At 69.3% G+C, this 12,948-nt stretch carries 12 protein-coding genes; 11 read left to right on the forward strand and 1 reads right to left on the reverse strand.

The features are described 5' to 3' along the window. Both RWO82_RS12390 and RWO82_RS12395 read left to right on the forward strand, forming a co-directional pair. On the forward strand, window positions 1–1,466 hold a 1,466-nt coding region (locus tag RWO82_RS12390), incomplete at its 5' end, for an Ig-like domain-containing protein (RefSeq protein ID WP_314427476.1). A 5-nt stretch (window positions 1,467–1,471) separates the two neighbouring features. After that, a complete protein-coding gene (locus RWO82_RS12395; protein WP_314427477.1) occupies window positions 1,472–2,167 on the forward strand; it encodes a DNA-3-methyladenine glycosylase in 696 nt (231 codons plus the stop codon). Between the two features lie 9 nt (window positions 2,168–2,176). On the opposite strand, the gene RWO82_RS12400 is transcribed toward RWO82_RS12395, so the two are convergent. Continuing rightward, window positions 2,177–3,187, reverse strand: a complete 1,011-nt coding sequence (locus RWO82_RS12400) for a LacI family DNA-binding transcriptional regulator (protein WP_314427481.1) — start codon at window positions 3,185–3,187, stop codon at window positions 2,177–2,179. A 140-nt stretch (window positions 3,188–3,327) separates the two neighbouring features. On the opposite strand from RWO82_RS12400, the gene RWO82_RS12405 reads away from it, so the two are divergent. The 9 genes from RWO82_RS12405 (at window position 3,328) to RWO82_RS12445 (ending at window position 12,852) form a co-directional block, all read left to right on the forward strand. Further along, window positions 3,328–5,337 (forward strand): beta-galactosidase, encoded by a 2,010-nt coding sequence (locus RWO82_RS12405; RefSeq protein ID WP_314427484.1) that lies wholly within the window; start codon window positions 3,328–3,330, stop codon window positions 5,335–5,337. Beyond that, window positions 5,334–6,263 carry a sugar ABC transporter permease gene (locus RWO82_RS12410; protein WP_314427487.1) on the forward strand — a complete coding sequence of 310 codons (930 nt, stop codon included), beginning with the start codon at window positions 5,334–5,336 and terminating at the stop codon, window positions 6,261–6,263. The genes RWO82_RS12405 and RWO82_RS12410 overlap by 4 nt, the downstream gene beginning before the upstream one ends. Beyond that, the gene (locus RWO82_RS12415) at window positions 6,260–7,165 is read left to right on the forward strand and encodes a carbohydrate ABC transporter permease (RefSeq protein WP_399540825.1); all 906 of its coding nucleotides are present in this window, start codon (window positions 6,260–6,262) and stop codon (window positions 7,163–7,165) included. The genes RWO82_RS12410 and RWO82_RS12415 overlap by 4 nt, the downstream gene beginning before the upstream one ends. 98 nt (window positions 7,166–7,263) lie before the next feature. Then, a complete protein-coding gene (locus RWO82_RS12420; protein ID WP_314427490.1) occupies window positions 7,264–8,595 on the forward strand; it encodes an extracellular solute-binding protein in 1,332 nt (443 codons plus the stop codon). A gap of 73 nt (window positions 8,596–8,668) precedes the next feature. Then, the gene (locus RWO82_RS12425) at window positions 8,669–10,792 is read left to right on the forward strand and encodes an alpha-galactosidase (RefSeq protein ID WP_314427492.1); all 2,124 of its coding nucleotides are present in this window, start codon (window positions 8,669–8,671) and stop codon (window positions 10,790–10,792) included. A gap of 161 nt (window positions 10,793–10,953) precedes the next feature. Next, the gene (gene rpmB, locus RWO82_RS12430; RefSeq protein ID WP_194762288.1) at window positions 10,954–11,190 is read left to right on the forward strand and encodes a 50S ribosomal protein L28; all 237 of its coding nucleotides are present in this window, start codon (window positions 10,954–10,956) and stop codon (window positions 11,188–11,190) included. Next, on the forward strand, window positions 11,190–11,360 hold the full coding sequence (rpmG, locus tag RWO82_RS12435; protein WP_194762289.1) for a 50S ribosomal protein L33: 171 nt from the start codon (window positions 11,190–11,192) through the stop codon (window positions 11,358–11,360). Before rpmB ends, rpmG begins: the two co-directional genes overlap by 1 nt. A gap of 3 nt (window positions 11,361–11,363) precedes the next feature. Next, window positions 11,364–11,669, forward strand: a complete 306-nt coding sequence (rpsN, locus tag RWO82_RS12440; RefSeq protein WP_017829734.1) for a 30S ribosomal protein S14 — start codon at window positions 11,364–11,366, stop codon at window positions 11,667–11,669. Window positions 11,670–12,000: 331 nt separating this feature from the next. After that, window positions 12,001–12,852 (forward strand): DUF559 domain-containing protein, encoded by an 852-nt coding sequence (locus RWO82_RS12445; RefSeq protein ID WP_314427503.1) that lies wholly within the window; start codon window positions 12,001–12,003, stop codon window positions 12,850–12,852. Window positions 12,853–12,948 lie beyond the last annotated feature (96 nt).

Below are 12,948 nucleotides of genomic sequence, written 5' to 3' on the forward strand. Positions count from 1 at the left end.
CCGCTGCGCAGCCGGAACCGCGTTTCGTCTCGCCTGCGGCTCGCTCAACGAGCGAAGGTGACGCCGCTGCGCAGCCCGACCCCGTGAACGCGGCGCCACGCGACCGCCGATTCATCCTCGCGCTCGGCGTCGTGCTCGGCATCCTGGTGCTCGTCGGCGGGGGTCTCGGGGTGCTGAGCCTCACCCAGGGGCCCCGCATCACCGAGGTGCAGGTCGATCCCGCGCAGGCGATCGAGGCCTCGGGCAGTCGCCTCATCCTCACGGCGAACCAGTCGCTCACCGCGATCGACGAATCGCAGGTCACGGTCGACCCCGCGGTGCCGTTCACTCTCGATGCAGCCGGCCGCGGCGTCGGCATCCGCTTCACCGTGCCGCTCGACGACGACACCGAGTACACCGTGAGCATCGCCGACGTGCAGGGTGCGGGCGGCGGTCCGACGGCGACTCTGACCGAGAGCTTCACGACCCCCGCGTCGAACATCTTCCTGCTGCGGCGCGACGTCGACGGCGAGGACTCGATCTTCCGCACGGATCTCACGGGCGAGAAGGCGGTGGCGGTGTTCTCCGCCGACAGGATCAACGACTTCCGCGCGACGTCCACTCAGCTCGTCGTGTCGCTCGAGGAGGAGGACGGCTCGAAGCTGCTCGTCATGAACCGCGACGGTTCCGACCCGCGTGAGCTCGAGCTGCCCGGCGAGGGATACGTCGGAGCCATCCAGGTCTCGGAGCGCGGCGGCTACGTGGGCTACAGCTACTCCGACAAGGAGCTCAGCGACACGGAAGGGCGCGCGAGCGTGCTGGTCACGCAGTCGCTGAGCGGAGACGACGAGCCGGTGGTCACAGAGGTCGGAGGCGAGGAGGCCAACATCTTCGTCTGGCAGTTCGTGCCCGACAGCTCTGCCGTGCTCTTCATCGACTTCGACGGAGCGCTGTCTTTGGTCGACCGCTCGACGGACGCCGGTGTGCAGTCGCTCGGTCTCGCCACGACGATCCAGGGCATCAGCCGCGGAACCTACACGGCGATCGTCGAGCGACTCGACGGAACTGTCGTCGAGCTCAACCTCGCGGACGGATCCGAGCAGCCGCTCGCGGCATCGTCGCCCGACTACGGCCTGGCGACGACGATCACCCCGTTCCCCGGCGGCACTCTGCGCCACGTCGTCGCGCGTGACGAGACAGGGGTGCCGAGCGGGCAGGCCATCATCAAGGTGAACGACGAGGGTGCCGCGACGCCGCTGGTCGAGGTCGACTCCACCGACTCGATCCTGCAGGCCTGCGCCTCGCCGAGCGGACAGTACGCGGCCGTCGTGATCGCCCCCGATCTGGCAGACAACCCCTACGACCAGATGCTGCTGCCGCTGCCCGAGAACATGGAGACGCACCTGATCGATCTGCGCTCGGGTGACGAGCTCGTCGCGCTCACCGGGTTCGACGCCTCGTGGTGCCAGACGGCTCCGCAGTTCTAGGCGCCATGTCGTCGGAAGCGCTGCATCGAGCGACCCGCGCCGAGCTGCGCGGTTTGCCGGTCGAGGTCGCACCGATGCTGCTCGGTGGTGAGCTGCGCACGGTCGTGGCGGGGGTCGAGGTGCGCCTGCGACTCACCGAGGTCGAGGCCTACCACGGGCAGGGCACGGGCCCCGAGGCAGACCCCGGCTCCCACGCGCGCATGGGGCGCACGGCGCGCAACGCGACGATGTGGGGTGAGCCGGGGCACCTGTACGTGTACCTGAGCCACGGCATCCACTCGTGCGTCAACGTGGTGTCGGGACCGGAGGGGCAGGCCGGCGGAATCCTGCTGCGTGCGGGCGAGGTCATCGGAGGGCTGGACGCGGCGGCGGTGCGCCGAGGTGCGGCCCTGCCGCTCCGGGCGACCGCGCTGCGCGACCTGGCTCGCGGGCCGGGCCGGTTCGGCCAGGCATCCGGGCTGCGGCATCCGATCCACGACGGGATCGACGCGGTCTCCGGAGCCGACTTCGAGGGCGCCCGCGCGGAGCTGTGGCTGCGCGACGAGCCGGTCGTCGACGTCGCGAGCGGACCGCGGGTCGGTGTCGCGGGCGTCGCCGGAACGGATGCGTTCCCGTGGCGCTTCTGGATCTCCGCCGACCCGACGGTGTCGTCGTTCCGCTGGGGGAGGGGCGCTCAGGCGGCGTCCCTCGGCCTCGCCTGAGCCCGTCTCTCAGGCCGAGTCTCTCCAGACCACGGGCGTCGGCAGCATGATGCCCTCACGCGGTCGCTGGTCGTCGCGCAGCTGTGCGAGCACGGATGCGGCGGCGGCCGCGCCGAGCCCCTGTGCCGGCTGGTCGACGGTCGACAGCTGAGGGGTCGTGCGGGTGGCCCAGGAGCTGTTGTCGAAGCCGACCACGCCCACGTCTTCGGGCACGCGCCGCCCCGCCTCCCGCAGAGCCCACATGGCGCCGGCGGCGACCGCGTCGGATGCGGCGAAGACCCCGTCGATGTCGGGAACGCGCTCGAGCAGACGCGTCATGGCCGCGGCGCCGTCGGCGTAGGAGTACAGCGGCACCTCCTCGACGAGATCGGGGTCGAAGGCATCGCCGACGGCGTCGGTGAAGCCGGCGAGACGATCGGTCCCGGAGTCGCGGTCGAGCGCCGCGGCGATCATGCCGACCTTCGTGCGCCCTGTCGCGAGCAGTCGTGAGGTCACGGCGTGTGCGGCACCGCGGTTGTCGACGCCGACCCACGCGGCATCCACGTCGGGCGGGTGGCCGACGTAGGCGACGGGCAGATCGAGCCGCATGACGGCCTTGGTGATCGGGTCCTGCGCGCGGGCCGAGACGATCACGGCGCCGTCGACGAAGCCGCCGTTGAGATAGCGGGCGACGCGTTCGGTGTCGCGCTCGGAGTCGACCACCAGGCACACCATCTGGTAATCCGCCTCGGACAGCGTCTCGTTCGTGCCGAGCATGATCGCGCCGATGTTGGGGTCTTCGAGGAACAGCGCGTGCGGCTCGTGCACGATGAAGGCGATGGCCTGCGTGCGCTGGCGCACGAGGTTCTGCGCCGCGGTGTTCGGCACGTAGCCGACCTCGCGGATGGCCTCCTCGATCGCGGTGCGCGCAGCATCCGACACGTAGCCGCCGTTGATGACACGGCTGACGGTTCCGCGCGAGACGCCGGCCACACGCGCCACGTCGTGCACGGTGCTGCGACGGCGCGCGGAAGTGCTCATGGTCGACAGCCTAGCGACCCCGACTTGACGGGATTCACTACGACATGCGACGATGTGTGCACGTTCACAGAAATCCTGACCGCTGTTCTCATGCGGCAGGCTGTGCACGTGCACACATGAACCGCAAAGGAGCGTCACCGATGGCCGCCGCCGTGTCCGACCGCATCGCCACCCTCTCGACAGGGCGCGGCCTCGTCTTCGGATGCGACTACAACCCCGAGCAGTGGGATCGCAGCGTCTGGCCCGACGACGTGCGCCTCATGCAGCAGGCCGGTGTCGGACTCGTCGCGATCAACATCTTCGGGTGGTCGTCGATCAACCCGGCCAGGGGAGTGTGGGACTTCAGCGCGCTCGACGAGATCATCGCGCTGCTGCACGCCGCCGACATCCGCATCAACCTCGGCACCGGCACCGCATCGCCCGCTCCGTGGCTGACCGCGCAGCACCCCGAGATCCTGCCGGTCGGCGAAGACGGCACCGTCTTCCAGCAGGGCGGACGTCAGGGCTACTGCCCGAGCTCGCCGATCTTCCGCGCCTACGCCGCCGAGGTCGTGACGCGCGTCGTCGAGCGCTACGGCGATCACCCGGCGGTGTCGCTGTGGCACGTGTCGAACGAGCTCGGCTGCCACAACGCCCTCTGCTACTGCGACGCGAGCGCCGAAGCCTTCCGCGGCTGGCTGCGCGAGCGCTACGCAGACATCGACGAGCTCAACCGCGCATGGGGCACGACCTTCTGGAGTCAGCGCTACAGCGACTTCGACGACGTGCGCGTTCCGGGGCAGGCGCTGTCGCTGCGCAACCCCGGGCAGATCCTCGACTTCCAGCGTTTCAGCTCCGACGAGCAGCTCGCGCTCTACCGCGCCGAGGCCGCGATCCTTCGCGAGCGCAGCGACATCCCGGTGACGACGAACTTCATGGTGACGGCGCACATCCGCAACCTCGACTACTGGACGTGGGCGGGCGAGATGGATCTGATCGCCAACGACCACTACCTCGACCGTCGCCTCCACGACGCGCGAGGGGAGCTGTCGTTCGCGGCCGATCTGACTCGCGGTCTGGCGCAGGGCGACCCCTGGCTGCTCATGGAGACCTCGACCGGCGCGGTGAACTGGCAGCCCTACAACCTCCCCAAGGCTCCCGGCGAGCTGCAGCGCAACATCGCCGCGCACGTCGCGCGCGGCGCCGACGGCATCTGCTTCTTCCAGTGGCGCGCGTCGACCCAGGGGGCCGAGAAGTACCACACCGCCCTCGTGCCGCACGCGGGGGAGGACTCCGACCAGTGGCGCGAGGTCGTGGAGCTCGGCGGTCTGCTCGACCGCCTCGGCGCGGTCGCCGGCACCCGCGTGGCCGCAGATGCCGCCCTGTTCTTCTCGTGGGAGAGCTGGTGGGCCGCCGAGAACGAAGGGCGCCCCAGCGAGGCGCTCACGTACCTCGGTCAGGTGCACGCCGCGCACGCCGCACTGTCGGATGCCGGCATCACCACCGATGTCGTGCGCCCCGGCGGTGACCTCGAGGGCTACCGCCTGCTCATCGTGCCCGCGCTGCACCTCATCACCGACGACGACGCCGCCGCGATCGCCCGAGCCGTCGAGAACGGCGCGACGGCGCTGATCACCTTCTTCAGCGGCATCGTCGACGAACAGGATCGCGTGCGGACGGGCGGCTACCCCGGCGCATTCCGCGATCTCCTGGGCATCCGATCGGAGGAGTTCGCGCCGCTGCTCCCGGGCGAGAGCGTGTTCCTCACCGACGGCACGACCGGCTCCGTCTGGACCGAGCGGATGAAGGCCACGGATGCCGAGGTCGTCGCGTCGTTCGCCGACGGCCCCTCGGCGGGTGAGCCCGCACTGACCCGCCGCACGGTGGGCGACGGCGAGGCGTGGTTCGTCGCCACGCAGCCCGACCGCATCGCCTATCGCGACCTCGTCGCACGACTCGCCGAGACCGCAGGCGTCGCCGCTCACCCCGGCGCGGATCGCGACATCGAGATCGTGCGCCGCACGGGCGAGGCCGGCACCTTCGTCTTCGTGATCAACCACGGCGAGTCCGCCGCCGAGATCCCCGTCTCGGGGCACGACCTCGTCACCGACGCCCCCGCCACCGGCGTCGTCCCGGCGGGCGCCGTCCGCATCATCAAGGAGGATGTATGACCACCACGCTCACCGCCCCGGCGGTCGGCTCGGCGCAGGCCGCGCCCGGTCGCCGCCGCCGCATCCCGCACAAGGGCGCCATCGCGTTCCTGATCGTCCCCTTCGGCGTGCTGTTCGCGCTGTTCTACGTCGTGCCGATCGCCTACGCGTTCTGGCAGTCCCTGCTCGTCGTGGAGCGCGACGGCACGTTCGGCAAGGCCGAGCAGGTGTTCGGCGGCTTCGCCCAATACGTGCTCGTCTTCCAGAACGAGGCGTTCTGGGCATCGATGGGGCGGATGCTGACCTTCGGCGTCGTGCAGGTGCCGGTCATGCTCGGCCTGGCGCTGCTGTTCGCGCTGCTGCTCGACTCGCCGCTCGTGCGCGGCAAGCGCTTCTTCCGTCTCGCGTTCTTCGTGCCCTACGCGGTGCCCGGCGTCATCGCGGCGATCATGTGGGGCTCGCTGTTCTCGCCCAACCTCTCGCCGTTCACCGCCATCACGAAGAACATCGACTTCCTGGGCGCAGACCTCGTGCTGTGGTCGATCGCGAACGTCGTGACCTGGGTCTACGTCGGCTACAACATGCTGATCATCTACTCGGCGCTGCTGTCGATCCCGCAGGAGCTGTATGAGGCGGCGATCCTCGACGGTGCGGGCCAGTGGCGCATCGCGTGGTCGATCAAGATCCCGCTCGTGCGTCCGGCGATCGTGATGACCGCGATCTTCTCGATCATCGGCACCCTGCAGCTGCTCGCCGAGCCTCAGGTGTTCCGCTCGTTCAGCTCGGCGGTGACGAGCACGTTCACCCCGAACATGACCGTGTACGCCACGGCATCCATCCCGAACACCAACCTGGCGGCCGCCTTCTCGGTCGTGCTCGCCGTGACGACGTTCGTGCTGTCGTTCGGGTTCATGAAGTACATGCAGCGCAAGGAGCAGAACGCATGAGCACCATGTCGATCGTCGCCCCCGGCCGCTCGTCGCGCGGCGTCGGCTCGCGCGGCAGGGCCGCCCGCGAATCGGGCATCTCCCGCACGGGAGCCATGCTGATCATGGCCGTGTTCACGGTCTACTTCCTGCTGCCGCTGTGGTGGCTGCTCGTCGCGTCGAGCAAGGAGACCGGCGACATCCTGACCACCGCGCCGCTGTGGTTCGCCGACTTCCACCTGTTCGACAACATCGCCGAGCTGTTCGCGTATCGCGACGGCGTGTACCTGCGCTGGCTGCTGAACTCGGTGCTCTACGCCGCGCTCGGCGGGGCCATCGCGACACTGCTCGCCGCGATGGCCGGATACGCCCTCGCCAAGTACCGGTTCCCGGGCCGCGACCTCATGTTCGACATCGTGCTCGGCGGCGTGCTCGTGCCGGCCACCGCTCTCGCGCTGCCGCTGTTCCTGATCTTCAGCCAGGCGCAGCTCACCAACACGTTCTGGTCGGTGTTCCTGCCCTCGATCGTCAGCCCGTTCGGCGTCTACCTGGCGCGGATCTTCGCGGCCTCATCGGTGCCGGACGAGCTGCTCGAAGCGAGTCGGCTCGACGGAGCGGGGGAGATCCGCACGTTCTTCACCGTCAGCATCCGCCTGATGACCCCGGCCCTGGTGACGATGTTCCTGTTCCAGTTCGTGGCCATCTGGAACAACTTCTTCCTGCCGATGATCATGCTGCGCAGCGAAGACCTCTTCCCGGTCGTCTTCGGTCTCTACAACTGGAACAACCAGCTGAACCAGCTGCCCGAACTCCGCGGTCTCGTGCTGATCGGCGCTCTGCTGTCGGTCATCCCGCTGATCGTCACTTTCCTCCTGCTCCAGCGCTTCTGGCGCAACGGACTGGGCGCCGGCGCCCTGAAGTGAGCAGGCCGCCGCGCGGCACCGTGCGCGCGGCATCGCACCACACACCCGCATCACCACACCCACACACGCACCACCTCGCATCCACGAAAGGGATCGACATGCATTCGAAGAAGAAGGCAGCGGCCGCCGTCCTCGCCATCTCGGCGTTCGCGCTCGCAGGCTGCTCCGCCGGCGGCGGAGACAGCACAGGAGGCGGCGACGCCGCGGCCTCCTGCGCCCCGGCAGACGGAGACGTCACGCTGGAGTTCACGTCCTGGATCCCCGGCATCGAAGATGTCGTGGAGATCTGGAACGAGGCCAACCCCGAGATCCAGGTCGACGTGCAGACCGGCCCCAACGGCAACGGCGGCACGTACCAGAACTTCTTCAACCAGATCAAGGCGGGCGACGCCCCCGACCTCGGCCAGATCGAGTACGACGCCCTGCCGAACTTCCTCGTGCAGGACGGCGTCGAAGACCTCAGCGCGTGCGAAGGCGTCGTGGCCGCCGAGGATCAGTTCGTCGACTGGGCCTGGGGCCAGGTAACTCTCGGCACCGACAGCGTCTACGGCATCCCGCAGGACACCGGTCCCATGGGACTGTTCTACCGTGCCGACCTGTTCGAGCAGAACGGCATCGCGATCCCCACGACGTGGGACGAGTACCGTGAGGCCGCCGTGAAGATCCGCGAGCTCGGCGGCTACATCACGAACTTCTCGCAGTCCGACATCAACCAGTTCGCGGGCTTCGCCTGGCAGGACGGCGCGCAGTGGTTCTCGAGCGACGACGCCGGGTGGACCGTGACCCTCGCCGACGACGCGACCACCACGGTCGCCGAGTACTGGCAGGGCATGCTCGACGACGACCTCGTCGCGACGGTGCCGGCATGGACCGACGAGTGGAACAACGCCTACAACTCGGGCGAGGTCTGGACCTGGAACTCCGCCGTGTGGGGCGCGAACTCCATCTCGAGCGGCGCACCCGACACCGCGGGCAATTGGGCCGTCGCACCGCTGCCGCAGTGGGAGGCCGGAGGATCGGCCGCCGGCAACTGGGGCGGTTCGTCGACCGCGGTGCTCAAGGGCAGTGAGCACGTCTACGAGGCGACGAAGTTCGCTCTGTGGCTCAACACGTCGGACGAGGCGCTGACCGCCCTCGCCGAGGCGGCCAACCTCTACCCGGCCACCACCGACGGCCTGACGCTGCCGGTCTACGCCGAGGGTGTGGACTTCTACGGCGGACAGAAGATCTACGACGTCTTCGCCGACGCGGCGACGCAGGTCTCGCCCGACTTCGCGTGGGGTCCGACCATGACGCAGACCTACGCCGACGTCTCCGACGGCTTCAAGGCGGCCGTGTCGGGCAACGGCACCCTGCTCGAGGCGATCGAGAAGGGCCAGTCGTCGACGATCGACGCGCTCAAGGCCGCATCGATCCCCGTCACGGAGTAGTGATCCCTGGGAGGCTCGCCCGTATGCTCACGGGCGGGCCTCCCTTTCGTCTGCGACCCGTCTGGAGCGGCACATGAGCGAACTCGTCCACCTGACCTCGGCCGGCGTGAGCGTCGTCATCGACACGACGACCGCGCGTCTGCTGCACTGGGGTGCCGCGATCGACCCCGCGGACCTCGACGCGCTCGCAGGCTCGGCGACCGGCTCGGTGACGTTCAGCTCGTTCGACGAGCCTCGCGTCTTCCCGCTGCTCGCCGTCGAGGCCGATGGATGGTCGGGTGCACCGGCGCTCGCCTGGCATCGCGGCGGACTGCACAGCGCGCCGCTGCTGCGGTCGGTCGAGTGGACGACGGCGTCGACGTCGGTGCGCGCGGAGTTCGCCGACACCGCCGCCGGAGCATCCGTGGTCCTGGATCTCGAGCTGGATGCCGCGGGAGTGCTCATCGCGCAGCTCTCCGTCGCGAGCACCGCGTCCCCCGATGCGGAGCCGCTCGACCTGTCGGCCGCCCGCATGCTGCTGCCGATCCCCGCGCACGCGACCGAGGTGCTCGACCACACGGGTCGCTGGACGGGCGAGCGGCATCCCCAACGCGGCGCCCTGCGACACGGAGCGCACCTGCGGCAGGTGCGTCGCGGCCGTGGAGGACACGACGCGCCCTACCTGACCGCGGTCGGCACAGACGGCTTCGGCTTCCGCCGGGGAGAACTGTGGACCGCGCACGTCGCCTGGAGCGGTGACCTCGAGGTCGGCGTCGAACGCCTTCCCGAGGGGGCGGGGGTGCACGGCGCGGTGCTGGGCGGGGGAGAGCTGCTGCTGCCGGGCGAGATCCGGCTCGGGGCGGGCGAGAGCTACGTCTCGCCGCGCATCTTCCTGACCTACGGAGACCGCGGTCTCGACTCGGTGTCAGCCCGACTGCACTCGACCGTGCGGGCGTTCGCGGCCCACCCGACGACCCCGCGTCCCCTCGTGCTGAACACCTGGGAGGCGGTGTACTTCGACCACGACCCCGCGAAGATCCGCGCGCTCGCCGACGTCGCGGCATCCGTCGGGGTGGAGCGATTCGTGCTCGACGACGGGTGGTTCCGCGGCCGTCCCGACGACCGATCGGGTCTGGGCGACTGGTACATCGACGACGCGAAGTGGCCCGGTGGTCTCCGTCCGCTCGCCGACCACGTGCACGGGCTCGGCATGCAGTTCGGCCTCTGGTTCGACCCCGAGATGGTGAACCCGGTGTCGGACCTCGCGGCGCAGCATCCGGACTGGGTGCTGCAGGCATCGCCCGACTCGCCCACCTGGCGGCACCAGAAGGCGCTCGACCTCACGAATCCGGATGCTGCGGCGTATCTGCTCGAGCGTCTCGACGCCCTGGTCGCCGAGATCGGCGTCGACTTCATCAAGTGGGATCACAACCGCGACCTGCACGCAGCAGTGTCGCCGCGCACGGGCCGCGCGGCCGTGCACACGCAGACGGCGGCCTTCTACGCCCTGCTCGATGCGCTGCGCGAGCGGCATCCGTCGCTGGAGATCGAATCGTGCGCGAGCGGCGGCGCACGCGTCGACCTCGGCGTGCTGCAGCGCACGCAGCGCGTGTGGGCGTCGGACTCGAACGACCCCATCGAGCGACAGCGCATCCAGCGCTGGACGGGCACCCTCGTGCCGCCCGAGCTCGTCGGCTCGCACGTCGGCCCGGCGGTCGCCGAGACGACGCTTCGCGCGGCTTCGCTGTCGTTCCGTATGACCACCGCGCTGTTCGGTCATGCCGGCATCGAGTGGGACCTCACCGGATGCACGTCGGAGGAGCGCGAGATGCTGTCGCGGTGGACCGCCCTCTACCGCGAGCTGCGGCCGCTGCTGCACTCGGGCGTCACGGTGCGCAGCGACGAGGTCGACGACGAGACGCTGCTGCACGGCGTCGTCGCCGGTGACGGCTCGCGGGGCGTGTTCGCGTGGGTGCGGCTCGGTGCGTCGGTCGATGCCTTCACGCCGCGCACGCGCATCCCCGGGCTGCAGGCGGGGGAGCGGTACCGTCTGCGGGTGCGCGACGACCTCGGAGGGGTCGCGCGTCATCAGGTCGCCGACCCGGCATGGCTGGGTGAGGGCATCGAGGCTACGGGCGCGTTCCTCGCATCGGTGGGGGTGCCGCTGCCGCTCCTGGCTCCGGGGGCGGCGCTGCTGCTCGAGGCCGTCCGGGTGTGACGCGGTGCCGTGCTAAACTGACTCCTTGTCTGCGCACACTCCTGTGCGTAGTTCGTGTGCTCCCCCTCCTTCTGCCGAGTGATCGGCCGTGTGGGGTGGCGCGCAGACAAGGGATCTTGGGTGAGGCCGTCCGGCCTCACGGTATAGAAGGAGTCACCATCATGGCAGCAGTGTGCCAGGTGACCGGAGCTGTTCCCGGCTTCGGTCACAACGTCTCGCACTCGCACCGCCGGACGAAGCGCCGCTTCGACCCGAACGTGCAGAAGAAGACCTACTACGTCGCTTCGCTCGGTCGTAAGATCACGCTCAACGTGTCCGCCAAGGGCATCAAGGTGATCGACGTCCGCGGCATCGAGAACGTCGTCAAGGACCTCCAGGCGAAGGGTGTGAAGCTCTAATGGCCAAGAAGGCTCAGGACATCCGTCCGATCATCAAGCTGCGTTCGACGGCAGGTACGGGCTACACGTACGTGACCAAGAAGAACCGCCGCAACACCCCTGACCGCCTCGTGCTCAAGAAGTACGACCCGGTCGTCCGTCAGCACGTCGAATTCCGAGAGGAGCGTTGATCAATGGCTAAGAAGAGCAAGATCGCTCGCAACGAGCAGCGCAAGGTCATCGTCGAGCGTTACGCAGAGCGTCGCGCCGAGCTGAAGAAGACCCTGGTCGACCCGAACGCCACCGACGAGGCCCGCGAGGCCGCACGCGTCGGCCTGCAGAAGCTGCCGCGCAACGCGTCGCCGGCTCGCGTGCGTTCGCGCGACGTCATCGACGGCCGCCCCCGCGGTGTCCTCACGAAGTTCGGCATCTCGCGTGTCCGCTTCCGTGACATGGCACACCGTGGCGAGCTGCCCGGTGTCACCAAGTCGAGCTGGTAAGTCTCAGCAGACAGAGGGGCGAGGATCTTCGGATCCTCGCCCCTCTTGCGTATCCGGGCGGGGGTTGGCGGCGGCGCGCGGTGGGGCGGGCGGGCCGCGTATCGAAGGAGATCTCGTGCAACGAAGGACGGCAGAGGGGGTCACGTCCTTCGTTGCGTGAGAACTCCTTCGATACGGGTGCTCCGCGCCGCCATCCGCGCGTGCGGGTGTGGGTGGGTGTGGGTGTGGGGTCTGGTCACCGAGTCTGCACAGGGATGCGATCGGTGTGGGCTCTCCCCACTCTGCGTCGACCCGGGGACCGCCCGTCGACGGGCCTCGGCACGATGGGCGGATGGATCCGGTCGCAGAGCTCGAACGACGAGGGGGCATCGCCCGTGTGAGCACGCTTCGCGCGGCGGGGGTGCGCGCCCATTCTCTCCGGCGGGCGAAGGAGGTCGGACTCGTGAAGACGCTCCGGCGCGACTGGGTGGCTCTTCCGGATGCTGATGCACTGCTCGTCGGCGCGATCTCCCGCGGTGTGCTGCTGAGCTGCGTCACTGCCGCCGAGCGCGCGGGACTCTGGGTGCCCGAGAGGCCGGCAGTGCCAGAGGGGACCCGGAAGGCCGAGCTGCATGTGGTCGCGCGGCCGAACGCCGCGAGGGTCTCCGTTCCGTCGCACATCGTCGTCCACTGGTCGCAGCCCGTGATCGCCCGTGACCCCGACGCGACGATCGACGGCATCCCGAACATCCTCTGCCTCATCGCGCAGTGCCAGCCGTTCGAGACCGCCCTCGTGGTCTGGGAGTCTGCGCTGAACGCGCGGCTGATCGACCTCGAGATGTTCCGAGAACTCGAGCTCCCGCCCGCGGCGCGTGAACTGCTCGAGCGTGCGCGACCGTTCGCCGATTCGGGGCTGGAGACGATCTTCCTCTCGCGCCTCCGGTGGCTGAAGATCCCCATGCTTCCGCAGGCGTGGGTCCATGACAGGCGGGTGGACGTGCTCATCGGGGAGCGGCTCGTCGTCCAGATCGACGGGGCCACGCACACCGGCGCGCAGCGCACGCGCGACATCGCCCATGACGCGCAGTTGACGCTTCGCGGCTATCACGTGCTGCGGTTCGGATACGAGCAGATCGTGGAGCGCTGGCATGAGGTGCAGGCCGTGATCATGGAGGCCGTGGCACAGGGTCGGCATCGACGCTGACCGCCCGCGCGCGCGAAATGAAGGAGATCTCACGCATTGAAGGACCGGATGCTCAATCCAGTCCTTCGATGCGTGAGATCTCCTTCGGAGCGGGGG

Source organism: uncultured Microbacterium sp. (genome assembly GCF_963521645.1).
Lineage (GTDB): Bacteria > Actinomycetota > Actinomycetes > Actinomycetales > Microbacteriaceae > Microbacterium.